At 42.6% G+C, this 25901-nt stretch carries 25 protein-coding genes; 15 read left to right on the top strand and 10 right to left on the bottom strand.

The features are described from left to right. Positions 1-40 precede the first annotated feature (40 nt). Positions 41-2734 (top strand): discoidin domain-containing protein, encoded by a 2694-nt coding sequence (locus ABJH64_RS19580; protein ID WP_348299069.1) that lies wholly within the window; start codon positions 41-43, stop codon positions 2732-2734. Between the two features lie 102 nt (positions 2735-2836). On the opposite strand, the gene ABJH64_RS19575 is transcribed toward ABJH64_RS19580, so the two are convergent. Together ABJH64_RS19575 and ABJH64_RS19570 are read right to left on the bottom strand one after the other, a co-directional pair. Further along, positions 2837-3238, bottom strand: a complete 402-nt coding sequence (locus ABJH64_RS19575) for a hypothetical protein (RefSeq protein ID WP_348275101.1) — start codon at positions 3236-3238, stop codon at positions 2837-2839. A 4-nt stretch (positions 3239-3242) separates the two neighbouring features. Beyond that, positions 3243-4109, bottom strand: a complete 867-nt coding sequence (locus ABJH64_RS19570) for a hypothetical protein (protein ID WP_348275102.1) — start codon at positions 4107-4109, stop codon at positions 3243-3245. Positions 4110-4498: 389 nt separating this feature from the next. On the opposite strand from ABJH64_RS19570, the gene ABJH64_RS19565 reads away from it, so the two are divergent. The 5 genes from ABJH64_RS19565 (at position 4499) to ABJH64_RS19545 (ending at position 10780) form a co-directional block, all read left to right on the top strand. Then, on the top strand, positions 4499-5791 hold the full coding sequence (locus ABJH64_RS19565) for a DUF3472 domain-containing protein (RefSeq protein WP_348275103.1): 1293 nt from the start codon (positions 4499-4501) through the stop codon (positions 5789-5791). Between the two features lie 72 nt (positions 5792-5863). Beyond that, positions 5864-6742 (top strand): aldose 1-epimerase family protein, encoded by an 879-nt coding sequence (locus ABJH64_RS19560; protein WP_348275104.1) that lies wholly within the window; start codon positions 5864-5866, stop codon positions 6740-6742. 239 nt (positions 6743-6981) lie between these two features. Next, on the top strand, positions 6982-8112 hold the full coding sequence (locus ABJH64_RS19555) for an alpha/beta hydrolase-fold protein (protein ID WP_348275105.1): 1131 nt from the start codon (positions 6982-6984) through the stop codon (positions 8110-8112). Between the two features lie 20 nt (positions 8113-8132). Next, positions 8133-9560 (top strand): leucyl aminopeptidase family protein, encoded by a 1428-nt coding sequence (locus ABJH64_RS19550; RefSeq protein WP_348275106.1) that lies wholly within the window; start codon positions 8133-8135, stop codon positions 9558-9560. 2 nt (positions 9561-9562) lie between these two features. Then, positions 9563-10780 carry an ATP-grasp domain-containing protein gene (locus ABJH64_RS19545; RefSeq protein WP_348275107.1) on the top strand — a complete coding sequence of 406 codons (1218 nt, stop codon included), beginning with the start codon at positions 9563-9565 and terminating at the stop codon, positions 10778-10780. Positions 10781-10828: 48 nt separating this feature from the next. On the opposite strand, the gene ABJH64_RS19540 is transcribed toward ABJH64_RS19545, so the two are convergent. The 3 genes from ABJH64_RS19540 to ABJH64_RS19530 all read right to left on the bottom strand — a co-directional run bounded on the left by ABJH64_RS19540 (position 10829) and on the right by ABJH64_RS19530 (position 13510). After that, positions 10829-11596, bottom strand: coding sequence for a TIGR02757 family protein (locus ABJH64_RS19540; RefSeq protein WP_348275108.1), 768 nt, complete (start codon positions 11594-11596; stop codon positions 10829-10831). Further along, the gene (locus tag ABJH64_RS19535) at positions 11596-12150 is read right to left on the bottom strand and encodes a hypothetical protein (RefSeq protein WP_348275109.1); all 555 of its coding nucleotides are present in this window, start codon (positions 12148-12150) and stop codon (positions 11596-11598) included. The genes ABJH64_RS19540 and ABJH64_RS19535 overlap by 1 nt, the downstream gene beginning before the upstream one ends. Before the next feature lie 208 nt (positions 12151-12358). Beyond that, positions 12359-13510: a LysM peptidoglycan-binding domain-containing protein gene (locus tag ABJH64_RS19530; RefSeq protein WP_348275110.1), complete on the bottom strand. Its 1152-nt coding sequence runs from the start codon at positions 13508-13510 to the stop codon at positions 12359-12361. A 354-nt stretch (positions 13511-13864) separates the two neighbouring features. On the opposite strand from ABJH64_RS19530, the gene ABJH64_RS19525 reads away from it, so the two are divergent. The 8 genes from ABJH64_RS19525 (at position 13865) to ABJH64_RS19490 (ending at position 21923) form a co-directional block, all read left to right on the top strand. Then, positions 13865-15220, top strand: coding sequence for an NfeD family protein (locus ABJH64_RS19525; protein WP_348299067.1), 1356 nt, complete (start codon positions 13865-13867; stop codon positions 15218-15220). A gap of 23 nt (positions 15221-15243) precedes the next feature. Beyond that, positions 15244-15618, top strand: a complete 375-nt coding sequence (locus tag ABJH64_RS19520; RefSeq protein WP_348273858.1) for a cyanoglobin — start codon at positions 15244-15246, stop codon at positions 15616-15618. Continuing rightward, positions 15611-16342, top strand: coding sequence for a lysophospholipid acyltransferase family protein (locus ABJH64_RS19515; RefSeq protein ID WP_348273857.1), 732 nt, complete (start codon positions 15611-15613; stop codon positions 16340-16342). Before ABJH64_RS19520 ends, ABJH64_RS19515 begins: the two co-directional genes overlap by 8 nt. Continuing rightward, entirely contained in the window at positions 16339-16626 is a 288-nt protein-coding gene (gatC, locus tag ABJH64_RS19510; protein WP_348273856.1) for an Asp-tRNA(Asn)/Glu-tRNA(Gln) amidotransferase subunit GatC, read from the top strand. The genes ABJH64_RS19515 and gatC overlap by 4 nt, the downstream gene beginning before the upstream one ends. A 17-nt stretch (positions 16627-16643) precedes the next feature. After that, positions 16644-19412 (top strand): hypothetical protein, encoded by a 2769-nt coding sequence (locus ABJH64_RS19505; RefSeq protein ID WP_348273855.1) that lies wholly within the window; start codon positions 16644-16646, stop codon positions 19410-19412. A 76-nt stretch (positions 19413-19488) separates the two neighbouring features. Then, positions 19489-20205: an ABC transporter ATP-binding protein gene (locus tag ABJH64_RS19500; protein WP_348273854.1), complete on the top strand. Its 717-nt coding sequence runs from the start codon at positions 19489-19491 to the stop codon at positions 20203-20205. Between the two features lie 61 nt (positions 20206-20266). Continuing rightward, positions 20267-20818, top strand: a complete 552-nt coding sequence (locus ABJH64_RS19495) for a cob(I)yrinic acid a,c-diamide adenosyltransferase (protein WP_348273853.1) — start codon at positions 20267-20269, stop codon at positions 20816-20818. 37 nt (positions 20819-20855) lie between these two features. Then, positions 20856-21923 carry a branched-chain amino acid aminotransferase gene (locus ABJH64_RS19490; RefSeq protein WP_348273852.1) on the top strand — a complete coding sequence of 356 codons (1068 nt, stop codon included), beginning with the start codon at positions 20856-20858 and terminating at the stop codon, positions 21921-21923. Positions 21924-22215: 292 nt separating this feature from the next. Here ABJH64_RS19490 and ABJH64_RS19485 read toward each other — a convergent pair whose 3' ends face one another. The 5 genes from ABJH64_RS19485 to ABJH64_RS19465 form a co-directional block, all read right to left on the bottom strand. Then, positions 22216-22602: a GreA/GreB family elongation factor gene (locus ABJH64_RS19485; RefSeq protein WP_348273851.1), complete on the bottom strand. Its 387-nt coding sequence runs from the start codon at positions 22600-22602 to the stop codon at positions 22216-22218. 349 nt (positions 22603-22951) lie between these two features. Next, positions 22952-23467, bottom strand: a complete 516-nt coding sequence (locus ABJH64_RS19480; RefSeq protein ID WP_348273850.1) for a hemerythrin domain-containing protein — start codon at positions 23465-23467, stop codon at positions 22952-22954. Continuing rightward, positions 23460-24188, bottom strand: coding sequence for an iron-sulfur cluster repair di-iron protein (ric, locus tag ABJH64_RS19475; RefSeq protein ID WP_348273849.1), 729 nt, complete (start codon positions 24186-24188; stop codon positions 23460-23462). Before ric ends, ABJH64_RS19480 begins: the two co-directional genes overlap by 8 nt. Next, positions 24185-24628: a hypothetical protein gene (locus tag ABJH64_RS19470; protein WP_348273848.1), complete on the bottom strand. Its 444-nt coding sequence runs from the start codon at positions 24626-24628 to the stop codon at positions 24185-24187. Before ABJH64_RS19470 ends, ric begins: the two co-directional genes overlap by 4 nt. A 67-nt stretch (positions 24629-24695) precedes the next feature. After that, positions 24696-25133, bottom strand: a complete 438-nt coding sequence (locus ABJH64_RS19465) for an Rrf2 family transcriptional regulator (RefSeq protein ID WP_348299065.1) — start codon at positions 25131-25133, stop codon at positions 24696-24698. A gap of 198 nt (positions 25134-25331) precedes the next feature. Between ABJH64_RS19465 and ABJH64_RS19460 the strand changes: the two genes are divergently transcribed. Further along, a complete protein-coding gene (locus ABJH64_RS19460) occupies positions 25332-25838 on the top strand; it encodes a hypothetical protein (protein ID WP_348273846.1) in 507 nt (168 codons plus the stop codon). Positions 25839-25901 lie beyond the last annotated feature (63 nt).

Here is a 25901-nt window from a genome sequence, read left to right as displayed (position 1 = left end):
AAGCTTATTTCAAACCTATTCAAGACCCAAAAAACTTCTTATGCTTTTTCCTAAAAAACAAACGCTTTTAGTCGGGATCTCCTTCGCTCTTTTTGCCAGCTGTACTCCCGAAAAATCTCCTTTTGACGTTTCCCCAGCTGATTCTATGGATCCTAAAAGAATGGAAGCTCCCTATCCTGTCATCAACATTCCCGAAGATGCTGATTTGGAATCGCCCATTTGGAAAGGCATAGACCTGACACCGGTGGCACCAGTCGCTCCAGTTTCCGCCAATGAGCAGTTGAAATCCTTTGTCTTACAACCAGGCTATAAACTCACCCCTATTTTATCTGAACCGCAAATCAGAGAACCTGCCGCTATACAATTTGACGGTAATGGGCGAATGTATGTCTTGGAACTCCGTACCTACATGCAGGATATCGATGCTGTGGGGGAGCTCAATCCTACATCTAGAATATCGAGATGGGAAGACAAAGACAACGATGGAGTCTATGAAACGGGTGTTGTTTTTCTAGATAGCTTGGTCTTTCCAAGATTTGTAGTGCCCTTTGGCAAAAACACCATTTTGTCCATGGAGTCAAACGAAGACAATGTCTATAAATACACTGATACCGATGGGGATGGGCAGGCTGATAAGAAGGAGCTTTTTGCATCAGGTCTAGGAAGATCCGGTAATGTAGAGCATCAGACGAGTTTCCTGACCTGGACCCTTGACAACTGGATGTATAGTACTTACAATGCCCGGCGGATTCGTTGGACACCTGATGGCATCATCCAAGAACCTACCGGAAATCCCTATGGCCAGTGGGGAGTGACACAGGATAACTATGGTCAGGTTTGGTTCCAGGATGGTGCTGGCGGAATTCCTCAGAACTACCAGTTTCCGCTTGTCTATGGGAATATTAATGTGAAAGATCAATTGAGAGAAGGATTTAGAGAGCCTTTTAGCTTGGTGAAGTTGGCGGATTTTCAGCCCGGAATGCGAGAAACCAAGCCGGATGGATCTCTGAGTAATGTGACCGGATCGGCAGGGAATGATGTTTTCCGAGGAGACAGGCTTCCAAAAGAAATTCAAAACCAATATTTCTATGGAGAGCCTGTAGCAAGAATTGTCAGACAAGTGTCGGTGGAAAAAGAAGAAGGACTCTCCTATTTGCAAAACACCTACAGAAAAGCCAAATCAGAATTTATCCAATCGTCAGACCCTTTGTTCAGACCTGTAGATATCGCAACTGCACCTGATGGCACCATGTATATTGTGGATATGTATCGTGGAATTATTCAGCAGGGTAATTGGACTCAGGCTGGAAGCTACCTTCGCACCAAAATCCAACAATATCAGATGGATGATATCGCTGGAAATGGCCGAATCTGGCGTTTGACCCATGAGGGTATGGAGAGAAATAAGGAAAAACCAAGAATGTACGAGGAAACTCCAGCCGAACTCGTGCGACATCTAAGTCATCCGAATGGCTGGTGGAGAGATCAAGCGCAGCAACTGATTATCCTGAGTCAGGACAAGTCTGTAGTGAAAGAACTTGAAAAGCTCATCAACACTTCGGATAATGAATTGGCCAGAATTCACGCCCTGTGGACGCTAGAAGGATTGAATTCTCTGGATGCCAAAATGGTCGTAAGATTAATCCAGGATCCTCGTGTACACATGAGAATCCAAGCATTAAGAGCTGGTGAAAGCTTGTACAAATACGGTGAGAAAACGCTCGAAGCTACCTACCGACAAGCCACTCGAGACCCTGCGGTGGATGTTGCAATTCAAGCCTTGTTGAGTGCTTATGTTTTGAATTTTGACGCCAAAGAAGACTTGATCAAAGAGATAATGAAAGAAAACTCTTCTGAAGGAATAGAAGTAGTGGGCACTCAACTTTTGGAGAGATTGGCCAAAGAAAAAGAAGTAGCTGCTACGAAGTTTGCCCCTCAGGAATTAGCCTTATTTACCAAAGGAAAAAGCATTTTTGACAGCTACTGCTCTACTTGCCATGGGCCAAAAGGCTTGGGCACTCCTACCGGAAAAGGGGATTTGCTTGCACCTGCGTTTTCAGGTTCTCCTAGGGTCATGGGACATCCAGAATACGCGGTCAAAACTCTGCTTCATGGGTTGACCGGAGCGATTGAAGGCAAGGAATACGAGGGAATAATGATAGCGATGGATGGCAACGACGATGAGTACATCGCTTCGGTAGTTTCATATATTCGAAATGACTTTGGAAATTCAGGCACTTTCGTCAGTCCGGAGTTTGTAGCTGAGGTGAGAAAAGAGTCTTCAAGCAAAGATGGAACTTATGATTTTGACGAGCTGATCGGAGAAATCCCTAAGGCACTCACCCCACAGGATAATTGGAAAATTACCGCTAGCAGTACTGCGCTACAGGGTGTTGGTTCTACCAAAGATCCCTCTTACGCTTTCACTTTCAAAGGTTGGAAAACTGAAACCCCTCAAGAACCTGGCATGTGGTACCAAGTAGAGCTCCCTAAAGAAAGAAACTTGACTGAAATACAGTTTAATTCTGGAAATATTGAATACCCAGAGGCGTATAAAGTGTCGGTTTCCACCGATGGCAAAAACTGGACTGAAGTAGCTTCAGGAGCTGGTAACATGGGTCTGAACACCATTCAATGGAAATCTACTGAGCAGGTTAGATTCTTGAAAATTGAAACCACTGAACAAGGTGATGCTGCTTGGGCCATGAAGTCCTTGACACTATTTGCGAGATAGTTTTTCTCTCTATAAGCAAGAAATTAAAAAGACGATGGGTAGTTGACTCATCGTCTTTTTTTTCCCAAAAGCTCAGAAATGGATAAGAAAATTCTGCAAACCTCAGTCCAGAGGAGTATTCCAGGTATCCACCAGATCCTTCAGTGAGCTACTTATTTCATCAGGCTTCCGATTGACAATAGCCACACCGAGAATCAGAATTACCGCGGCTACATTCAGCCCTTTTTGAATATTCTTCAACGTTTTTATAGAGCCTTTGATCTCCTGAGATATCGTGTTTATTTGCACCAACGAGGTAGCTACTTCATCCATAATAAGTTTAGTGGCATAAGCGAGAATATCTTCACCGCATCTTAGTATAGAATTTTGCATTTCACTGAGTTCCTTGTTTTCCTCTAGACTTAACCTGTCCCAGTTGGCATACCTAAACTCACCGATTGCCATCCCCAAATAATAAAAGTTGTCAGCTAATTGAGATGCTTGTTCTGAGGTCAAATTTGCCATAGGTTTAGTCTTTAAGTTTGTTGAATTCAGATATTAAATCTTTCACATTGCTAGAATAGCTAAACAGCAACCCTGATAGCTCTTTAACAGAAAGTTTATTGCGATTATCATACAATACCTGATGCCCCTCGGCAATCTCCACAACACTCTCAGCAAAGACGGCTAATGCCTTTTCTTTTCGATTGATCTCTTCTAGCTCCTGATAATAATCCGAAGTTGCTTGCCCTTTTTCGTACTCAGAAACCAGCGTACGATTCATCTTCATATCCATGTAGTATTTATAAAGTCGCGCACGCTTGAACTTCAGTTCTCCCCTCAGATTAGTGTTAATAATCGTAGTGAAGTTTTTCAACAATACCTGAATCGGTTCGTTTGCTTGCTCGATGTAAAACCCTAATTTCTTTTTTCTATACAAATCCGTAGAAGCTCTCAGCAGTGTATTGGAAAGACTGGAGAATGCGGTAACTGATGCAGCATCGACTTTGACAGGTCCCAGTGCATCAGCACTCAAAGCACTAACTAACGCGTCGCTGCTGTAGTTTGTCAGTTGATTATTCGAGAGGTTATTCAACCCTTCGAAATAGCCCGCGAGGGTATTATAGATTACTTGTGTGACGCTGTCAGCCTGTTGATAAAGGGAACAGGAACATTCTTGAGCTGGTTTGATAGCATAGGTTGCTATGGCTTCATCTGTACATCGATCCAAGCAGTGCTGGAGAAAAGAATAATCGATTTCCTCAAAATTCTGAATTCCTGCCATCGATGTAGCAGAATATTCAGTCACTGCCTGCAAATTGACGCAGCTGCATGCGGCTAGTAGCAGTGAAAAATAGGCTAAACAAACTAGCTTTCTGTGATAAAATATTTTCATGCTGTGTTGAATAAAAATGTTAATGCAAGAAGGCTGTCTCAGCTGTCTTTTATCTGTCATACACAGCCAGGTCGAACCCTAATTTGGTAAACTTGAAATTTTCGACTTCGCTCAATGTGACATTAAATCTTGATTGCGTAGCCTACTGTATCGTATTTACGCTGAATAAGATACGAAGAAGAATGAAAACCCAAGAATTCCCAGCCAACTTCTCTATAACAAACTATTTAGCCTTGAAACTTCGGGATTTTTAAAAGCTTATTAGAAAAATCTAAAACCTGTCTGAGCTATTTTCCAAGTAGGTAAACAAAGAACTATCACTCGGGTAAGTCGGGGTTATACTTACTTTTTATCAAGGCCATTCCTACCTTTAGGCCAAAATACCCAAAATGAATCTTAGACCTACCCTCCTATTCTTTCTACTTATTTCCCATGTCGCTTTTTCAAGTTCCTTGCAATCCAGGTCTGCGAATAACACCACTGTAATTCCCCTCGGAGGAAATACTTATCAAACAAAAGGAACACTTACGGAGAAAATTAAAGCTGATGGAATTACCGCATGGGTAAATAAGGATACAGAGTTTTCTGTTTTTATCGGATCAGATCAGGCGGCAACCTTAGATCTAGAACTAGACATTTTTCCCCAGTCATATCAAAGTAAAATCAGTGTAGAACTCAACGGTCAGAAGCATATAGTAAATCTTTCTTCCGGATCTAGCACCACCTTAAACGTGGGCGAGTTCAACTTGATAAATGGATACAATGAGATCAAACTTGTCGGTCTGGAAAAAGCGGGGCACGATTTCGCCAAAATCAAAAGCATTCAACTCAAGTCAGCGCAAAAGCTGAATCTTGACTTTGTCAAAGACGATATCGATAATCGCTTTTATTGGGGTCGCAGAGGTCCCTCAGTACATTTGAGTTATACGCTTCCGACTGACGAAAACTACCAATGGTTTTACAATGAAGTGACAGTCCCTGAAGGTTCTGACCCCATCGGCTCTTACTTTATGGCCAATGGTTTTGCTGAAGGATATTTTGGTATTCAGGTCAATTCGGAAATGGAAAGAAGAATACTTTTCTCTGTTTGGAGTCCTTTCAAAACAGACAATCCTGGAGAGATTCCTGAGGAGGAAAAAATCATTCTGCTGAAAAAAGGAGAAGGAGTATATACAGGGGAGTTTGGAAATGAAGGCTCTGGTGGGCAAAGCTACCTAAAATACACCTGGGAAGCCGGTCAAACCTACAGCTTCCTCAACTCTGTCACGCCCGATGGAAAAGGAAATACCATTTACACCGCCTATTTCATGGATCCGTCTGTTGGAGAATGGATGCTCATCGCTAGTTTTCTTAGACCCAAAACCGATACTTGGTACAAGAGACCACATTCCTTCTTGGAAAACTTCGTCCCAGAAACTGGATACCTAGAGCGCACCGCTACCTACGGAAATCAATGGGCAGCAGACACATATGGCAACTGGCATGAGCTCACTGAGGCCAAATTCACCGGAGATGATATTGCAAGAAGAGGCTATAGAAAAGACTTTGAAGGAGGTGAAAATAACGGTCAATTTTACCTTAGAAATGACGGTTTTTTTAATGGTCTAATAGAGTTGAATAGCTTACATCAAAGAAAAACTAACGGCATACCTCCTACCATCAACTTTGATAAATTACCCTAAACCAAGATTTCCTGAGCCTGGATGGGCTTGCGAACCCTCAATAAATCTGGAATACTAACTTCCAACTCACCCATGAAATATACGATTCAATCGACTGAGCTATCAGTTGAAGTCAATTCCACAGGCCTAGAGCTCAGTTCCATTAAGTCAACTCAAACCGGTCAAGAATACCTATGGCAAGGAGATCCAGCCATCTGGGGAGGTCAGGCTCCTGTTCTTTTCCCCATAGTTGGTGGATTAAAGGAAGGGTTTACACTGATCGAGGGATTGAAATACCAAATGCCCAAGCATGGAATCGTCCGCAATTGCGACAAAACCAAACTCCTTCAACAAACAGATTCTTCGCTCTGGTTTCGACTAAGCTCAGATCAGGAAACCTTGGCGAGCTATCCTTACCAATTTCAGCTAGACATGATTTTTACGCTCGCGGCCAAAACGCTGACAATCGAGCATCACATAAGTAATTTGGGTACTCAGACGATGTACTATTCTCTAGGCGCACATCCTGCGTTCAATTGTCCAATGCTAGCCGGTGAAGTTTACGAGGATTACCTGTTGGAATTTGCTGAAGCAGAAATAGCGCATACACAGTTAGTAGATCCATCAGGTCTAATCGGCTTAGACCAGAAATTAGTCCTAGACAACACGAATGTTCTTCAACTTCACGGTCAACTATTCGACGGGGATGCATTGATTTTTAAGCACTTAAAATCCCGAGAGGTAACTCTTGCTCACAAAGTCAGAGGAGCAGTACTTTCAGTCAATTTTGAAGATTTTGACTACCTGGGAATCTGGGCAAAATCGGGCGGATCATTTGTTTGTCTAGAACCTTGGTTAGGCATAGGAGACAGCGTTGATTCTAATCAGCAATTCAAGGAAAAGGATGGAATCCAAACCTTGGCCGCAGGAGAAACAACGTTTAAGTCGTACTCGATTCGAATTATGGAGTAGGCATTGAGATTATGTAGAAAGACGCAACCTTTAAAGCGTTTTTTTAATTTCTCCCTTTCGATTAGCTATAAATGGAGCTTTCTTGATAACCTCTTTTGCAGCCAACTGGTCGATCTGGAAATTTGCTGGACTAATAGCAGGTAGTTGATCTACAAGACAAACACGGAAAATATATTTCACTGATAAATCTGCAAACCTTATTTTTGCAAACTGGGTTTTAACCCTAATCACCCATTGGAATGAATTCTGAATTACCGACTCTAACACCTACCACCCAAGTCAAAAAGTCTAAAACCATAGTGCTGAATACTCCCGACGATGATGATAGACCAGTCTATATCTCCGGTAATTTCAATAATTGGACGACTCAAGATCGACGTTTTCTGATGAAAAAAATCTCCAAAGGAAAGTATGAATTTACTTTTCCTGAAGGTGAAGCCTATGAAAATGAGCTAATATATAAATTCACCAAAGGCGACTGGTCTGAGGTAGAAATCGATCGATATGGCAACAGAACGCCTAATCGGCATTGGCACAATGACCAGCAAACTAAGATTGAAAAAGTAGCCAAATGGCGTAAAAACTGGCTTCCTTACCGCCCTAGCCAGCTTCCGAAAATACACTTGATTTCAGAGGAATTTGAAATTCCCCAACTCAACAAGACCAGAAAAATCTGGGCTCTCCTACCGCATGACTACGATACAAGCGAGGAATCCTACCCGGTGCTTTACCTTCATGATGCCCAAAACCTGTTCAATGAAAATGCAGAATTTGGGAACTGGCAGATCGATAAGAAGTTAGCCGTCATGTCTGATTATGGAATCGGCAAGATCATCATTATAGCGGTGGAGCATGGAGAATCAGAGCGACTTCAAGAGTATAATGTGGGCAAAACCGTCTTAGGAATTGGAAGTGGCAAAAAGTACATTCGCTTCATCACAGATACCCTAAAGCCCTTTGTGGACAAAACTTTTCGCACCAAAACCGATCGAGAATTTACCGGGATAGGCGGAAGTTCCATGGGAGGACTAGTGAGTATTTTCTCCGGCCTTATCTATCCAGAGGTTTTCGGCAAATTGATGGTATTTTCCCCTTCTTTATGGGTAATCCCAAAAATCAAACTGGGATTTCTGGATTTCTTTGAGCCCTTAGAAACCCGCCTCTACCTCTATGCTGGTGGAGATGAAAGCGAAACGATGATCAAACACGTCACCAAACTTCGCAAACGCCTCCTCAAAAAGGAAAGCTTAAAAGGGAAGATGAAAGTACATCTCAGCATCAACGAAGAAGGCAAACACAGCGAGACCTACTGGAGCGACGAGTTTCCCAAAGCCATAGAATGGCTATTTTTCAGTACCAAAGAAGACTAAAACAGTGAGACCAACCTCCTATGCACATCAACATACAATCAGCATCTAGTGACAATTCAGGACTTCTCATCATTCCGGTTCTAAGCGGGAATTATCAGGAGATTCTTCAGGATAAACTACCGGGATATCAGCTCAATGCTTCCCTTTTCTCAGGTAAAAAAGATTCTTCCTACCAATTTGAACTCAATGGAAGACTGATTCTGCTGATAGGTTTAGGAGAAAAAACAGAAGTTGGAAGCATAGAAAAGTCATTCCGCAGAATTTTGTCAAAGAATAAAGAGGTGGTGGACGAGTTGGTTACTATTGATTTTTCCAAAGACTTCTCTGCCGAACTAGTCGAAAGTGCCTTGGTGGGGTTTCAGCTTGGGGAGTATAACCTAGGCTTTTTTAAAAAGAAGGAAGAATCGAGTAAGGATTTTTCAGCCCTTCAAGTCAACATACGTTCTACGCTGTCAGATCTTGAAAAAACGATAGCCCGAGCGGTGAAAATTGCCGCCGCCAAAATGGAAGGGTTCAAACTGGTAGATCTCCCTCCAAATGTGCTAACCCCGGCTTATTTGGCAGATTGGGCATTAAAGCAAGGTGCCGAGCATGGTTTTGATGTGACTATTTTTGATCAGGAAAAAGCAAAATCAGAAGGACTTGAGGCTTTTCTCGCAGTAGCTCGTGGCAGTGCCAAAGCACCGAAATTCATCATCATGGAATACCGAAGCCCGGAAGCCAAAGTTCATTTAGGACTGGTGGGAAAAGGAGTTACGTTTGACACGGGAGGACTTAATATCAAAACCCAAGGGATGGTCTATATGAAGTCAGATATGGGTGGAGCCGCGGCAGTTTTGGCTGCAACCCAACTGATCGCGTCACTGAAACTTCCAATCAATCTCACCTCAATCGTACCAGCGGTAGAAAACTCAGTGGACAAGGACGCCTACCTTCCTTCTGAAGTAATCGGTTCTCACGCAGGACTGAGCATAGAAGTGATCGATACGGATGCAGAGGGAAGGTTGATATTGGCGGATGGGCTATCCTACCTGGTGAAGAATTATCAAGTAGATCAGGTGATTGATCTAGCTACGTTGACAGGCAGTAGCGTAGGTACATTTGGGTATGAATGCGGCGCGCTTTTCTCCAACTCTGACTCCATCTCGGATGCGCTGCGTGCGGCAGGAATGCAGTCAGGCGAGAAAGTATGGCCATTACCGATGTGGGAAAACTATCGGAAGGAGATGGATTCAGAGATCGCAGACATCAAAAATTACCATGGAAAACCTATCGCAGGTGCGATTACGGCTGCTAAATTTCTCGAGGCTTTTATTCACGAGCATCCTTCATGGGCTCATTTGGATATAGCCGGTGTGGCATTCGGAGATAGTGAATTTGCAAAAACCAAGTCAGGAACTGCTTTTGGCGTTCAATTATTACTTAAATTCATCGAAAATCAATTGTAAGTATGAGCGAGCAAGGCAAGACATTTCTTTGCATTTCTAACTTTTTCAAGGGAAATGCTTTTTTAACAGCGTTGAAAAAACAGGGTAATCGGGTATTTTTAATTACCTCAGAGAAACTGAAAGATAAGCCTTGGGCCTTTGAATACATAGATGAGATTTTCTACATGCCGGGTCAAGATCTGGATTGGGATCTAGAATTACTCATGAAAGGCGTGGGTGGATTAATGAAAAACCACAAGATTGAAAGCATCGTGGCGCTGGATGATTACGATGTGGAGAAGGCTACTTTCCTGCGGGAAAGCCTGAGAATCCAAGGAATGGGTCAGACTACCGGAAGATTTTTCAGGGATAAGCTGGCCATGCGTATCAAAGCGCATGACTCTCACATCCTAGTGCCTCCTTTTGCACCGCTTTTCAACGATGACGACATCAATCAATTTGCTGATCACATTCCTGCCCCTTGGGTGCTCAAGCCTAGATCAGAAGCTTCAGCACATGGAATTATCAAGGTTCACGACAAGGAATCCCTATGGGAAAATATTCACCAGTTGGGAGACAATAGACTCTATTACCTGGTCGAGCAATTCAAGCCTGGAGATGTCTATCACGCGGATGGCTTGATGCTGGAAGGCAAGAATTTATTTTGCTCTGTGTCAAAATATCTATCCACACCAATGGAAATTTCACAAGGCGGTGGGATTTTTCGCTCTGCCAACCTGAAGTTTGGAACTGAGGATGAAAAAGCGCTTAAAAAAGCGAATGCAGATGTGATGAAGGCCTTCGGCATGAAGTCCGGAGCAACACATACGGAGTTTATTAAATGCCATGAGGATGGGAAAATATACTTCCTCGAAACCTCCTCGCGGGTGGGAGGTGCTCACCTGGCAGAAATGGTCGAAGCTGCTACCAGTATAAATCTCTGGGCTGAATGGGCCAAAATCGAGGATTCTCTTGCCAAAGGCAGTAAGTATAAATTGCCAAAAGTGACTAAGAATTATGCTGGAATCTTGCTTACGCTGTCCAAATTCAAGCATCCGGATTTAAGTAGTTTCGATGACCCGGAGGTTTACTTTCGCGTTCCGCTGGAATACCATGCTGGCTTGATCGTCAAGTCTAAAAATCAGGATCGCGTAATGCAATTGCTGGATGATTATGCAGTGCGTATCGCCAATGAATTCTCTACTGTGGCTGATGCCCCTGAACTGAAGAAGTTTCACTAATTCAGCACCTTGATCCTATGGTTTTGGGTTGGATGATACTTTTCCAGCTCAAAACTTCTCTTCTACTCCCAGCCCAAAGAGCGCAAAGTCATATTTGACAGGATCATCCGCATCAAATTCTCGAAGTTTCGCTGTCAACTCCAGCGCCGTTAGCCAATCAGTTTGCTTTCTGGAAATCAACCCGAGCTTCCGCCCCACCCGATCCACATGCAGGTCACATGGGCAGATCAACTGTGCTGCTGAGATATTTTTCCAAATCCCAAAATCAACTCCTTTATCATCATCCCGCACCATCCAACGGAGATACATGTTGATGCGCTTGCAAGCTGCTTTTCTTGCTGGAGTTGCGATGTGCTTTCGGGTTCGATGTGGGGAATCTGGAAGGGAAAAGAAAAATTCCTGAAACTTAGTCAAAATAGATTCCATCGCATCTAATCCTCCAGTTTGTCCAAGAAGAAAAGCTTCTTCCAGCGAATTGTGTTTTTTGTAAAACCAACTCAGGAAATGGATAAAATAAAGCGTATCCACGTCATTGAAGGTTCTGTGCTTGAAGCTGAGAAATGGTTTGAGGTCATCTTCCTGATGATTGACCAAAAAGTCATGCGGTGCATTGTCCATCAGATCAAACAATTCTATGCATTTATTAATGATGGTTTTCCGCTGTCCCCAGGCTAAAATCGAAGCAAAGAAACCAGAGATTTCTATGTCTTCTTTCTTAGAAAAACGATGGGGAATGGAAATAGGATCGAGTATAATGAAGCCTGGACGGTTGTATTGCTCGACTTTCTCGTCTAAAAAACCCTTTAAATCTTGCATCAAAGGGCGACTTTTACCTCTCCTCCCTGCGTACCATCAAACCACTTAAACGAAAGCTCATTCTCGTCTTTTTCAGACACGTGCCAATCGAAGCATCTGATATTCGTAAGTAGTCTAAGGGAATCTTGGTTGGGATTGTATAGGCAGATATCGAAATCAGGTAAATCCTTTGATTCAGTTGAATTCCATTTTTCTAGGATAAATCCTTCCTCCAAAACCCGCACTTTGTTTCCAAAAACATAATCGGAAAGCACAGATGGCACTCCATCTTTTCTCCTAAATTCAAAACCAGATGGACCAAACATAATTTGCTTAATCAATTTGGCTTCAAGTAATCCCTCCGAATGCGGCAATTCTTCCCAAGCCGACTCTTTTAAAACCACCTTTTTCCCTTCTGGTCTCAGCCTATTCAAAAATCTGGAAAGAAGAGAAAACAAATACGTTACGCCAATGAACAGCAACCCAAAGCTCGCCAAAACCGGATAGGAAATGATGAATATCAGATTCCAGATAAATCGGAATATGTGATGGAAAAGGAGTTGGACTTTGTTCATAGCTGGTGTGCAAAATTAGCAGTGGCGGTGCGGAAAGCAAAATTCAATGGTAAAACCTCTGACTCTCTACAATAGGTTCAAAACTAAAGAAGACCGCCAGAACGACGGTCTTCTCCAGTTATAAAAGTAATCATTAGTCACTTACTATTCGAAGCCAAAGATAGACCTGACATCGGTCACAGGATATCAAACTTCCAGCTACCAGCTTCTAGTACATCACCTCAACAGGGAATCTTCCATTTACAGCTTTTAGCTGATCAAATGCTGCCTGTGAAAGTTTGATTACTAATTTACTATTATCTCCTGTTTCAGGGAGTGTGCCTACCACTCTAGCGAAAATGGTCACATCATTCTCCTCATTTTTCACCCGCATGATTGTACCTACTGGCGCTGTTCTATGGAGAACCAAGTATTTTTTATGACTACCCGTACCTTCAATTAACTCAGCCTGTCCTGTTTCCTTGATATTTTTAAAACCTCCGGAGGCACTTGCATCTGCTGGTTCCACCATCATCTCATCTACACTAGAGGCTACCTTTGGAGTACCTATCACAGGAACGGTCGATTCTTGTATAGGGCCTCGACCTACTTTTAGCACTTGCCCTTGTTGCAAATTATTTGAAGTCAAGGCATTCCAAGTAATCAAATCTTCCACGCGAGCGGAGTACTGACTAGCGATCGAAAATAACGTCTCGCCACTTTGCACGGTATGAGATCTCCAGTCACCAGGAACCATTGGTTTGCTGGTTTCTACTTTAGCTTCTGCAGCCGCAGGTTTTGGAGCAGATTCTGGCTTGGCTTTGACTTTTGGAGCTTCTTCAGCTTTTTTGGCTGGTTTTTCTTTAGGTTGTGGTTCCGCTTTTTTCACCTCAGCCGTTGTAACCACCGCTACTACCGGTTCTTTTTCTACAGCTATAGGAACAGCCGGCTCGATGATCAACGATTGACCTACACTGAGGTCGTTTCCTTTTAAGCCATTTTGCTGCATCACGCTTTCTACCGAAACACCATACTTCTTAGATATAGAAAAAAGTGTCTCACCTGCTACCACATTATGTAAAACTGATCCTGCAGGAAGTTCAGCCATAGATATAAAGGGAACTTTGATCGTTTGACCGATTTTCAACCCTTCTTTAAGTACAGGATTAGCCTCAACGATATCACTTACCGGAGATTTATACCGGCGGGAAATCCCAAAAAGCGTCTCCTTGGGATCGACTTCATGTAAAATATAGGATTGGTCGCCGATACGCTGTACCCCTACTGAGTCGATAGCAGTAAACTCAGAAGCTACTGAATATGAAGAAGAAAGGACGAAAACAAGAAGAAAGGACCAGAAAAACTGTGATCTATTGTTCATAAGGATATGCTGTGTTGGGAGTAAACGAATTAGAAATACAAGATTAATTTTCAAAGTCTAAAGGCGCAAGAATTATGCTAGAAATCGATCAGGAAGCAAGCTCCACTGGGGTAGAATTCATTCACCAGCGAGATATTTTTGGTGCGAACTAACCGGCTTTAGATCTTTAGAGTGATTTTTTAGTTAGGAGAAAAACGAGAAATTCTTGCCAATCCCCGGCGCAAAGATCAAAGAATACAGCAGCAATTGGAATTTAAGCCTGAAAATAAAATCCAATAATCGTAGTCTGACAAAGAAAAGTATCTGTTTGAGCCTGTATTTCGTATCTTAAACGGTTCGAACACTCCCCCTCAAATGAAACGCTATTTCACCCTACTACTCATTTTCACGCTATTTTCTTCTCAACTGCTTCTAGCTCAAACGGATACTAAGATTGACAAGAAAGTCTTCACCTTCAAGATCGATTCAGACATAGATCCAGCCATGACTCGCAGAGTAAAGCTAGCCCTGGAAAATGCTGAGGCATCAAAAGTGGACCTGATCATTATAGAAATGGATACCTATGGTGGAGCTGTGAATGATGCGGATGAAATCCGAACGATGATTCTGAATTCCTCCATTCCCATTTATGTCTTCATCAATAAAGATGCGGCTTCAGCGGGAGCATTGATTTCCATTGCCAGCGACAGCATCTACATGGCGCCGGGTGCGAGTATTGGCGCAGCCACCGTAGTCAATGGCACAGACGGTGCGGCAGCTCCAGACAAATATCAATCTTACATGCGCTCTATGATGCGAAGTTCAGCAGAAGCTCAAGGGCGGGATCCAAAAATAGCAGAAGCGATGGTGGACGAAAAAATAGAGATTGAAGGGATTTCTGAGGCTGGTTCAGTGATTACTTTCTCAGTTTCTGAAGCCGAAAAATACGGTTTCTGTGAAGGTCAATTTGCTTCTATAGCTGAAATTTTGGCTTCCAAAAATCTCGAAGATGCTGAAGTAATAGCTTATGAGACCAGTTTTTCTGAAAATGTAATAGCCTTTTTTCTGAGTCCTGCGGTCAGCGGATTTTTGATTCTGATTATTATTGGCGGTATCTACTTTGAATTGCAAACTCCCGGAGTGGGCTTCCCTATTCTTGCTTCAATGGTCGCCGTATTGCTTTATTTCACTCCATATTATCTAAATGGCCTGGCAGAAAACTGGGAAATTTTGGTATTCTTCATTGGAGTGATTTTGCTGGCTGTGGAGCTATTTGTAATCCCTGGGTTTGGAATATTTGGTGTGCTAGGGATCATTGGCATACTGACAGGCTTAGTGCTTGGCATGATTCCAAATCAAAATTTCAACTTTGACTTTGTGCCGGCTGCAGATCTTTTTGGGGCTTTGCTTACGGTGATATTGGCGGCAATAGCTTCCGTTGGTTTGGTTTTCTGGCTTACACCAAAAGTGAATGAATGGGGTGCATTTAAGAACATCACCCTCGCCACCACTCAGCAAAGAAGTGAAGGATACACTTCCTCTTTTTATGCAAATACCCTTATAGGCAAAACTGGCGTAGTCCACTCCCGACTAAGACCGAGCGGAAAAATAGAAATCGATGGAGATGTATTTGACGCCTATTCCAGAGGGGAATTTATCGATCAGGGAGAGAAAATCATCGTCATTTCCACCGAAGGCACCTCGCTGAAAGTGAAAAAATGGGAGGCTTGATAGTAAAGTAGTATGTTTGCGCCATGAATTCGGCCCAAACTATATATGACCTAGTTGGTGAGGAAAAGATACGCTCACTTACCCGCTATTTCTACCTGGAAGTTGGCAAAAACGATGCACTCAGAAAGCTCTATCCGGAGGATTTATCTCCTGCGGAAGAACGGCTGGCCTTATTCCTCATTCAGGTTTTTGGAGGGCCAGACACTTATTCAGAGCAGCGAGGCCACCCGCGACTCCGAATGCGCCATGCACAATGGAAAATCGATGCAGACATGCGTGATCACTGGATGAATGCGATGTTGAAAGGATTGGACCAACTTAAGCTCGAGCAGGACATTAAGGATGCGATGATGAGCTATTTTGTAAGAGCAGCAAATCACCTGATCAATCATGCGTGACCTTCTTGCCAGGCTGTATTCTATTTATGCGGCATTAGTTTTCGGAGTGAGTTTTCTACTCATTTTTCCATTTATTCTGATTTGCATCTGGATACCTGGCTGGAGAAAGTACGGACGTAAAATCAATCGTTACTGGGCCAGAGGGTATTTTATTTGTATTTTCCTTCCTGTAAAAATTCAGAAGACCAAGCAGCTAGAGAAGAACAAACCGTACATCTTCCTAGCAAACCACTTCAGCTACCTAGACATTGCCATGATGGGATTTATTCCAGGTGATGTTCTTTTTGTGGGTAAAGCTTCGATTAAAAAAGCGCCACTTTTCGGCTACTATTTCAAAAACCTTCATATCGCTGTGGATAGAGACCGGCTGAAAAGTAGAGCTGAAACCATGAAACGCACAGATCAAGCACTGGAATCAGGAAGTTCTGTGATCATTTTTCCTGAAGGGGGAATCTACACCCAAAATCCTCCGCAGATGATTCCTTTTAAAAATGGCGCGTTTCGGATGGCTAAAGACAAACAAATCCCCATTATCCCTGTCACATTATCTTATAATCATCTAATTTTACCCGACGACGGGAAACTACTGGTTCACTGGAGACCCGCCAAAATGGTTCTTCACGACCCTTTGATCCCCGAACAATTTGAATCGGAACAAGCATTGAAAGACAAGTGCTTTGAAGTGATTCAAAACCAACTCAACCTAGATAATACAAGCGCATGAAAATAGATACCAATTCCATTAAGAAAATTGCCCACCTGGCGAGGCTTGAATTTGATGAAAGCAGTGCGGAGAAAATGTCTTCAGACATGACTCAAATCCTGGACTGGGTGGAAAAATTAAATGAAATTGACACTGAGCATGTGGAGCCTCTGACGACGATGTCTTCAGAAATCAATGACATGCGTGAGGATAAAATCGGACAACAACTCGATCATGAATCTGGATTGAAAAATGCTCCCAAAAGAGACGCTGACTACTTCCGAGTACCGAAAGTAATGGAGTAACCAACTTGAAAATCGCCTTGAATACCTCAACTCTTTTTAAAATCACTGCCCTCCTATTTATCATTTCGGGAGGGCTTTTTGCGCTGTATTACCTGATTTTTGATCCTCAGCCTTATGTCAATATTCAGGCTGCTTCATTTCTAGATAGCATTCCTATTCCCTTCGACTGGGTTCAGATTGGGCCTATTTCATTTCCCATTGAGGTTGATAATTATCTAGTTTTCCAGGAGTTTAAAACGCTTGCACCTGTATTTACCATCCAAGAATCCTTGGTCTATGCTGGCATCGTATGGATCGCAGCCGTTTCTGTGCTGGCATTATTGACTAATTTCAAAAAAACCTACTTTATCCTAGGTGGCATAGCATGGATAATGCTGCTCACGTTCAGTGATTTCAATGGAATGAATATCGGTGGTCAAAGCGCCAATTATCCTTTGATCATCCTACTCAGCGCAACTTTGGTTCCCTTGATCCTAATTCATATCTGGGGAGAAAAAATATCCCTAGTTCTCAGATGGCTCATCCTGATGGCTTTTACAAGCTCCGCCCTTCTCATACTCTTAAAGCTAAGCCCTATCCCAAATCCGGAGATTTACCTAGCTGAGCATTCCTTGACGATAGGTTATGTGCTGGCCTTGGCTTGGGTATTTTGGAATGGTCACGGGATACTTTCTGGACTATATATTTTGCTCGCTAGAGCCAATCGGAATCTTACCCTGAACATCACTGTTCAGATTAGCATCATTGCCCTGCTTTATCTGGGCATTCTTTTCAGTTTATTATTGAATCTGCAAGGCGATAGCAGCCTTCCTCTCCCTGCCTTCTCTCCTCTTTTCCTACTAGTCCCACTTGGTGTTTTGGGGTGGATTTCTGTGGGGGAAAAAGTAGCTCAAAGTGATCAGTTGGTCTCCTCATCAACGGTGGTCAAAGCGCTTTATCTGATAGGATTTGGTCTTGCTCTTTGGCTGGTTTGGAAATTAAAACTTTCCGGAAATCAACCTGGAGAAGAATTATTCAAGCATCTGCTGATCTATTCCCAATTTGGTTTTTCACTGTTTTTCTATGTTTACCTTCTAGCCAATTTCATGTCTGTCATGAACTCCGGCAAGGCCATCGAGAAAGTACTATACAAGCCATACTCCCTTGTTTATTACCATATTAGAATAGGAGGATTAATCGTCATTCTAGTGCTGACCACCTACACAGGAGGAATAGTGGGCGTACAGGCTAATGCCATGACCAGCAATATTCTGGCGGACTACTATTATCAAATCGACAAGAAATTAGAGGCAAGTATTGTGTATGAGAATGCTTGGTTGCGCTACCGCAAAAATCCCAAGGCTAAGTTTGCTGCCGCACAATTACTTTTTGAACTGAAGCAACCTTCACTCGCCAAACAACACCTGGAGGAAAGCCTGGCAAATGCACCACAGCTGGACTATATTATTCTGCTAAGCGATAGGCTTCATCAGGAAAACAGCGTCTTTGACGCTATTTATTACCTGGAAAGAGGCTTAGAGCTATTTCCGAATGAACCTCATTTAGTGAATAATCTTAGCTTGCTTTATGCCAAAGTGAATAAGTCAGATGAGGCATTGCACCTGATGGAAATCGCAGTCGAGAATCCGGTGTTGGCTGCCAATTTTTCGGCCCTAAAAACAAAACTTGGCAAAGCAGAGCTCAATCCAGAACTACCTTCAGATTTGATTTCACAAATCAACGAATTGGCTGCGAGCAATGCCCTGGCTAATATTCCTTCCACAGCCCTGTTGGACGGAGTCAAACGCAATCTTCAAACTGAGGATTCCCCCATGCTGATCAACGCCGGTTGGAGAAACTATTTTTCTCAAAAAGACAGAAACAGCCCTACTGACGACCTGCATCTATTAGATACCTTAGGACAAAAGCCAGAGATGATCGAGTACGTGATGGCACTTCAGGAGACTGCTGTCATTAGAAGCTTGGCTGCCGGAAGAGTCACAGAAGCGGTAAAAAATCTGAATGGACTGGCCTTTCGTAATCCTAATGACGCAGCCTACTACCTGCAACTGTCGGGGAGTATTTTGGCCCAAAACCTGGATTTCCAAAAGTCTGCCAATGAATATATTGCTGCTGAGGATAAAGGCTTTACTGGATTTGATACGCATCATTGGAGTATTTTTGGATTAGCAGGGATGCCAGAAAAATCTGTAGAAATCCGGGAAACTTACCAGCTTGAGTTACCGGCATATTTGGCACAAGAAAATCCAGCTATTCAAGCCTATTTTAATGTGATCGGTAAATTCCATCAAACTGCTCCTAAAAATCTACTGTCTCAATGGCGAACACTTGCTGAGAATGAGATGAAAACGGACATAGCAATTCGACTCATTGCCCACAAATCCCACGGGCTAAATCAGGTGGAATTGGAAAGTTTAGCAGCGTATATTTCTGATAAAATTGGTACTCAGGAAAAGCTAAACACCTTTGTCAAAAACCCTGATTTGAAAAATAAAGAGTCGGTAATGGCATTGCTTGTCTGGCTAAATGCCAGTGAAGAGCTCACGGCAAATCCCTACTTTAGTCCGCTGATTAGTAGTGCAGTAGCTGCTGTAACTGATCCACTTTCTCAATATGAAATCCTGAATGCGGCTACTGAATTCAATCAAGATCCCATTCTTTGGCTTATGAAAATAAAAGCCGCAAAGGCCAGCGGTCTTGACACTTATGCCAACGAGTCCCTAGAGATATTAAAACAATGGGTTAATGAAGAGGAAATTGAAACCCTTCAAAATACGAACTATTGAGAACCGGTGACGTTTTTTGTACAAGCGGAAACAATTTACCCAATCCAACATATTACCTTTAGCAAAATCCCCAATTATGACGAAAATTATAGAAACCACAGAAATCAACAAGACCTACAGAATGGGATCTGAAGTGATCCAAGCGCTGAAGTCAGTTTCCATTACCGTAAATAAAGGGGAATACGTTGCTTTCATGGGACCATCAGGTTCAGGTAAGTCCACCTTGATGAATATCATTGGCTGTTTGGATACGCCTACCGCGGGTAGCTATATTCTAAACAACAAGGATGTGTCGGATATGACCGAGAATGAATTGGCTGAAATCAGAAACAAAGAAATTGGATTTGTATTCCAGACATTCAACCTTTTGCCTAGAGCGAGCTGCCTTGAAAACGTAGCCCTTCCATTAGTCTATGCTGGACTAAACAAGTCAGAGCGTGAGGAAATCGCTTTTGAAGCACTTTCTAACGTGGGACTTGGAGACCGTACCCAGCACCGTCCAAATGAACTTTCGGGTGGTCAAAGACAGCGAGTAGCGATAGCAAGAGCTTTGGTAAACAATCCAAGTATAATACTTGCCGATGAGCCTACGGGTAACTTGGACTCCAAAACTTCCTACAGTATTATGGAGCTTTTTCATGAACTACACGTCAAAGGCAATACCATCATCATGGTGACACACGAAGATGACATAGCGCATTATGCACATAGAGTAGTCAGATTGAGAGATGGACTGGTAGAAACGGACACAATTAATCCAAATCCTACCCGAGGAATCCCAATGGAGGTCTAAATACACCTAATAATTTCAAATAGATTCTTATTTTTGCCCTGAGCGAAATCAAGGCAGAACGATGAAAATCTATACAAAAACAGGCGATCAGGGAAACACCTCTTTGTTGGGGGGTGCAAGAGTACCCAAGTCCAACTTAAGAATCGATGCCTATGGAACGGTGGACGAACTTAACTCTTACATTGGATTACTTCGGGATCAGCATGTAAATGAAAATAGATCAGACTTACTCAAGGAAATTCAAGATCGCCTTTTCACATTGGGTGCCGACTTGGCAACTTCTCCAGGAAAAGACAAAGTTAAGAAACCGGATTTGCACCTAGAGGACATCACATTACTGGAGCAGGAAATGGATCAGATGCAAGAATTGCTCCCTCCGCTTACAGCTTTTATCCTTCCTGGAGGTCATCAATCTGTTTCATTTTGTCATCTCGCACGTACGGTCTGCCGTAGAGCAGAACGTATAGCTGTGGAACTGAACTCTCAGGAACCTGTCTCAGAGCTCGTCATTCAATACCTAAATCGACTTTCAGATTTCCTTTTTGTACTAGGCCGCATGATGGCTTTCGAACTCAAAGTGGATGAAGTAACCTGGAATCCCAGAAATAAATAATTAACTACCTGGCTCAGCCAGACTAAAGGCAAAACCAATGAAAACTCAGCTTGCCCTACCGATAACTAAAGTTCAGAACTCTAGATTAGCGGATACAGATTTTTCTAACTTAATATTCGGACGTACCATCAGTGACCACATGTTTGTGGCGGATTACAAAGATGGTCAATGGTCTAACTTCAGAATTGAGCCATACGCACCACTCAGCCTAAATCCAGCCAACGCTACTTTGCATTATGGACAGTCCATTTTTGAAGGAATGAAAGCCTACAGAAACGATAAGGGAGAAATATTGGTGTTCCGTGCTGATGCCAATTGGAAGAGACTAAATGAATCCGCTGATCGCATGTGTATGCCTCAGATTCCGGAAGAGATTTTCATGGAAGGACTTTCTCAGCTTGTAGATCTGGATAGAGATTGGGTGCCTACCGCTAAGGGTGCATCCCTTTACATCAGGCCGTTCATGTTTGCTACAGATGATTACATAGGGGTAAAACCTTCTGATACCTACAAATTCATCATCCTCACTTGTCCTGTCGGTAATTATTACAGCAAGCCTGTGAGTGTCAAGGTAGAAACTACTTTTACTCGTGCAAATGAAGGTGGCGTAGGTGCTGCCAAAACTGCCGGTAACTATGCTGCCTCTCTCTATCCTGCCCGTCAAGCTCAAAATGCAGGTTACGATCAGCTACTTTGGACTGATGGAAAAAGCCATAGCAAAATCGAAGAAAGTGGAACCATGAACGTCATGTTCAAAATCAACGGTAAGCTTATTACCGCTCCGACAAATACGGGAACCATACTCAAAGGAATAACTAGAGCTTCTGTGATCCAATTGGCGAAAGACTGGAATGAGCCCTTAGAGGAGAGATTCCTGACAGTAGCAGAGCTTGAAGCCGCCCTGAAAGATGGCACGCTCGAGGAGGCTTTTGGAACGGGTACAGCTGCGACTATTGCCCACGTACAGAGAATACACGTGAACGGCACGGATTATACACTTCCAGCTAAGTCTGAAGATGCCTTCTCTCATAGAGTATTGGCTGAATTAGATGGTATTAAATACGGGCAACTTGCCGACCCGCACAATTGGATCATTTCTATCTAGAAAAATAAGATTGACCGCAAATATAGTTAGACTATATTTTCTTAGGTCAACAGGCCAGAAATTCGATAAACATAGCTTACATAAGAAACTAAGTTTGACATATCTTCTAAGTTAATGCTTACTTAGTTTCATTAAATCTGAACAATAAAAGGCTGTCTTATAGCTGCTGTTTGTCACTTGGGGCACTTGAGAAACAAGAGTTTCAAAATCGAAATGCCACTGCATTCGCTGCAAATGGCTCGGACTCCGCTAAGTTGACAAGTTCAGTTACTAATAAGACAGCCTTTTTATTTTAGTTCGCAGGAACTTCAGTCTGAACCTTGAGTATCTTGAACTTTTTCAATCCCGCCGGCAAATTCCATTCGATTTCCATACCTTCCTGAAATCCTATCAGTGCCACGCCTAAAGGTGACAAAACGGAAAGTTTCTTTTCCGCCAAGTTGCCAAACTTCGGTAGAGTCAGCTGGAAATTCAAAAGCTTTCCAGTAGCTACATCCTGAACTTCAAAAAATGAATTGATTCGGATTACCTGCGGTTCAATTTTAGCATCAGGGACTTTTTTTGCTAATTCTATTTCCTTCGCCAAGAGAGAAATCTCCTTAGTGATCAGATGTGAGGGAGTATTGAGAATCAAGTCCTTAATAGTATTGTAGTCGGTTTTGGTGAGTATCGGTTTCATAAGATTTTAAAGTATAAAGGTGGATCCGAACCAGCTAAGGTCGGGTGAAAACAAGAAGAGTCTGGAAAAATTGCCCTTCCTACGTAATGCTACAGATCACTGAGGGCTAATGAATAAAGGCTTTATTCTTTCTGCAAAGGAAACACAGTTCTGGTCTGTCAGCTGAAGCTGCAGGGAAAATACCAATCAAACTATGTAGCGCCTGTAAATTCAAGGGATGTTTTTTTTCTCGTAACCAAATCTAGCTAAAAACGGAAAGTTTTGCTACTCATTTGATCTAGTACACCTACGAACTCGACTCAAAAAGGTTGAAAATTTACTGGAGTTCACCGAAATACCCACCTCGTACCTATTCCTGCTGAGGAGAAAAATTATCAGTTGGCTGAGTGGTTTCCGCCTTCTGCCAATTCCAATAGTCATCCTCCCATTCCGGGACATCCTTCGCCTCCGAATTGTGTCTTGATACAGCTGCGAGCTGATCAGCGTCTGCTATTTCCTGGATATGATTGAAAAGTATGCGCTCTTCAAAGCGAATATGTTTTTCTACCGCAACTTGGAGGTAATTCAAAAACTCGTAGTCCATCTCCTCTTGAGAAAATAGCTTTTCCAATTCTGAATGTTCAGCCAGTGCCTGTTGCACCAATTCATTTTCACTACCCAAAATCGGAAACACAACTCTTTCCTCCTCCTCAAAATGAGGGATCAAATGGGTATTCCAAAACCAGGATGCGTGTGCTTTCAAACGGCTCACAGCTTTGCCTCGCTTCACTCCAGAACGGATCTTCCAGCAGAACAATAAGCCGTGATGATGATCACGGCTTAAAGGCTGTAGTTCCTTTTGTCTTTTAATCGGCTGATTAGGCATAGATTAGGGATTTTTCTAATTCAATAGCTTTTGGAAACAAGATATTATTCTCCAAGTGAATATGAAGGTGTAGGTCCTGTTCAAATTCCTTCAAGAGTGCGAAAGTAACCATGTAGGTAGTGCATGCTCCTACTGGAGGCGTGTAATCATTCGTAAGCTCGGCTATTTTTCTGAATCGCTCGCCCTCTGCGGCATGCTCTTCCATCATCATAGCCACGGGATTTGCTACGGTTCCAAAATGCCCCGGCGCTACCTCCGAATTTCCTTCCGAAGCTGCTACCAATTTTTTCACGAAAGGAAACAGCACAAACTCCTCCTTTTTCATGTGAGCCGTCAGTTCGCCTGCCGAACCTATGAACAGTTCCTCTACTTCCAACAATTCTGGATGCTCAGCACCGTGTACCTTCACAATTTTAGCGAGCAAAGGCTTGATTTCCGTAATTCTTTTTTCTACGTATGTGTGGTGCTTTTTCTCAATATAGGTAGCCAGCAAATCCAAAGGCCAGGAATTGAAGTCTGTGCCAGATCCATTGTTAGTTTGAACAGCCTCAGCCAATTCATTAAGTAAAGCCTCACTGCTGACATTCTTTTTGTCACAGGCTTCTTCGATCGTTCTATTGCCTTGGCAGCAGAAATCGATTTTGTTTTTTTGAAATACGGTAGCAAAACGGTAATCCTGTGCTACTAATTCTCCGATGATTGCTTGTTTTGTAAGACTCATGATTTTAAAGTTTTGAAGTGTAAAATTCCGAATAGTGTAAGGGTGAATACTTTTATTACTTCCATTATCACATAGTAGAGATGATGATTAGAAGGTTTTAGATCATGGATGTGGATGATGATTTCTGCCCGCGCATCCAACGCTGGAAGTAGCCAGAAGGTCTGAAGTAGTAAAATCAGCAAGGGTATGAAATAGGCTAGGTTCAGTAACTTGAGCCAATTTTCTCTTCCCATAATGCCGCTGATCAAAATGGCCAGTGCAAAGACCCACTCCACCTTGTTCAATGCCCCAAAAACCAACCTGCCTATTCCCAATCCTAAGGGAATGGTAATCCCCGGAGCTTTGAACTTCAGCCAAGCTTCCATGAAACTTATCGCACATACAAATCCTACCCAAAGGAAGGTGGACATCAGGGCAATGGGATTTTTGACGAGTGACATAATTCAAAACGAAGGAGGTTTATTTATGACAATTTTATCTTAAATAGAAGCAAATTTTTTTAACGCTCTATAATCGCATCAAGGTGGACTTACCTGTCTCTAGCCCTTGAGCCAATTCCAGAATAGAAGTAGAATTCAGCATGCTTTTCAAGTCAGCTCTGATCTGAACAAATTTGTTATGCATAGGACAAGGCTGTTCATCATCACATTCTTTCAGCCCTAGTCCACATCCGTTGAAGATGGAATCTCCATCGATGGCGCTGACTATATCAATCATCATGATTTGATCCATGCGATGCCGGTCTATGTAAAAGCCTCCGTAAGGCCCTGTCACAGATTGGACGATGTTCTCTTTGACCAATGCTCCCACGATCTTGGCCGTGAACGCCTCTGGAGAATCTATATGCTCCACCACCTCTCCTATCTTCACTCTTCTCCCTTGCATAGATTGAGAGGCGATGTAGATGATGGCTTTGATTCCGTATTCGCAGGCTTTAGAAAACATGGCTTCGGTATTGGTTAGGTCAAATGTAAGTGAAAAATTCTATTTCAGACAAATTTATCGCAAATAAAAAACTTTTGTTTAAACCTTGAGCTAATTTGAAGAGTTTAAAAAGTCTAAAAGACTACTTCATTGAGTTTTTAACAACATTTCCATTCAATTTCCAGTGGTATTTTCCGCATTTTACTGTTATTTAGCCCAATGAAAAATCTAGTACTGCTTCTTCTGATCTTCCTAGGATCACATGCACTCTTTGGGCAAGGAACTGATTTTGTTTTACTGAAAAGAGGAACTAAGCAGAAGTCTCAAATCCGTTTCTACCCTGGCGAAGAAATCACCTATAAAAGCACCAAAATAGATTACTATGTGACGGATGTAATCCAGAAAATAGATCAAAACTACATTTACCTCTCAGAAAACATCCTTTCCCCAGAGTCCATTACAGCAATAGACATTAGGGACAAGGATCGAAGAAACAGTACCCTGCGTGCACTGACCGTCCTAACCATGGGCGCGGGCGTCATCTTAATTGGCGCAGAATCCATCAATAGCATCTACCACGATCAAGAATTCTCCATCAGTAGCGGGGTAGGTCTGGCATCGGGGATTTTGATAGGAACAAGTTTGGCTCTGATCCCTTTGCGCTATAAAACATTCAAGAATTCCGGCCGAAATAAGATTCAACTTATCCAAATGCGTATGGATTAATCGCAGATTACTGGCATAAACAGATATTTTTTCGGACTTTCGCAGCTTAAATTTTAACCTAGA

Source organism: Algoriphagus sp. (assembly GCF_039969895.1).
Classification (GTDB): Bacteria; Bacteroidota; Bacteroidia; order Cytophagales; family Cyclobacteriaceae; genus Algoriphagus.
The sequence above is the reverse complement of the archived record's forward strand: the minus strand, read 5'-3'. Positions and strand labels throughout refer to the sequence as shown.

Bases quoted from the DNA above. Each gene is read 5' to 3' on its own strand.
- ABJH64_RS19580 (WP_348299069.1), top strand. From the start codon at position 41: ATGCTTTTTCCTAAAAAACAAACGCTTTTAGTCGGGATCTCCTTCGCT.
- ABJH64_RS19575 (WP_348275101.1), bottom strand. From the start codon at position 3,238: ATGGCAAATTTGACCTCAGAACAAGCATCTCAATTAGCTGACAACTTT.
- ABJH64_RS19570 (WP_348275102.1), bottom strand. From the start codon at position 4,109: ATGAAAATATTTTATCACAGAAAGCTAGTTTGTTTAGCCTATTTTTCA.
- ABJH64_RS19565 (WP_348275103.1), top strand. From the start codon at position 4,499: ATGAATCTTAGACCTACCCTCCTATTCTTTCTACTTATTTCCCATGTC.
- ABJH64_RS19560 (WP_348275104.1), top strand. From the start codon at position 5,864: ATGAAATATACGATTCAATCGACTGAGCTATCAGTTGAAGTCAATTCC.
- ABJH64_RS19555 (WP_348275105.1), top strand. From the start codon at position 6,982: ATGAATTCTGAATTACCGACTCTAACACCTACCACCCAAGTCAAAAAG.
- ABJH64_RS19550 (WP_348275106.1), top strand. From the start codon at position 8,133: ATGCACATCAACATACAATCAGCATCTAGTGACAATTCAGGACTTCTC.
- ABJH64_RS19545 (WP_348275107.1), top strand. From the start codon at position 9,563: ATGAGCGAGCAAGGCAAGACATTTCTTTGCATTTCTAACTTTTTCAAG.
- ABJH64_RS19540 (WP_348275108.1), bottom strand. From the start codon at position 11,596: ATGCAAGATTTAAAGGGTTTTTTAGACGAGAAAGTCGAGCAATACAAC.
- ABJH64_RS19535 (WP_348275109.1), bottom strand. From the start codon at position 12,150: ATGAACAAAGTCCAACTCCTTTTCCATCACATATTCCGATTTATCTGG.
- ABJH64_RS19530 (WP_348275110.1), bottom strand. From the start codon at position 13,510: ATGAACAATAGATCACAGTTTTTCTGGTCCTTTCTTCTTGTTTTCGTC.
- ABJH64_RS19525 (WP_348299067.1), top strand. From the start codon at position 13,865: ATGAAACGCTATTTCACCCTACTACTCATTTTCACGCTATTTTCTTCT.
- ABJH64_RS19520 (WP_348273858.1), top strand. From the start codon at position 15,244: ATGAATTCGGCCCAAACTATATATGACCTAGTTGGTGAGGAAAAGATA.
- ABJH64_RS19515 (WP_348273857.1), top strand. From the start codon at position 15,611: ATGCGTGACCTTCTTGCCAGGCTGTATTCTATTTATGCGGCATTAGTT.
- gatC (WP_348273856.1), top strand. From the start codon at position 16,339: ATGAAAATAGATACCAATTCCATTAAGAAAATTGCCCACCTGGCGAGG.
- ABJH64_RS19500 (WP_348273854.1), top strand. From the start codon at position 19,489: ATGACGAAAATTATAGAAACCACAGAAATCAACAAGACCTACAGAATG.
- ABJH64_RS19495 (WP_348273853.1), top strand. From the start codon at position 20,267: ATGAAAATCTATACAAAAACAGGCGATCAGGGAAACACCTCTTTGTTG.
- ABJH64_RS19490 (WP_348273852.1), top strand. From the start codon at position 20,856: ATGAAAACTCAGCTTGCCCTACCGATAACTAAAGTTCAGAACTCTAGA.
- ABJH64_RS19485 (WP_348273851.1), bottom strand. From the start codon at position 22,602: ATGAAACCGATACTCACCAAAACCGACTACAATACTATTAAGGACTTG.
- ABJH64_RS19480 (WP_348273850.1), bottom strand. From the start codon at position 23,467: ATGCCTAATCAGCCGATTAAAAGACAAAAGGAACTACAGCCTTTAAGC.
- ric (WP_348273849.1), bottom strand. From the start codon at position 24,188: ATGAGTCTTACAAAACAAGCAATCATCGGAGAATTAGTAGCACAGGAT.
- ABJH64_RS19470 (WP_348273848.1), bottom strand. From the start codon at position 24,628: ATGTCACTCGTCAAAAATCCCATTGCCCTGATGTCCACCTTCCTTTGG.
- ABJH64_RS19465 (WP_348299065.1), bottom strand. From the start codon at position 25,133: ATGTTTTCTAAAGCCTGCGAATACGGAATCAAAGCCATCATCTACATC.
- ABJH64_RS19460 (WP_348273846.1), top strand. From the start codon at position 25,332: ATGAAAAATCTAGTACTGCTTCTTCTGATCTTCCTAGGATCACATGCA.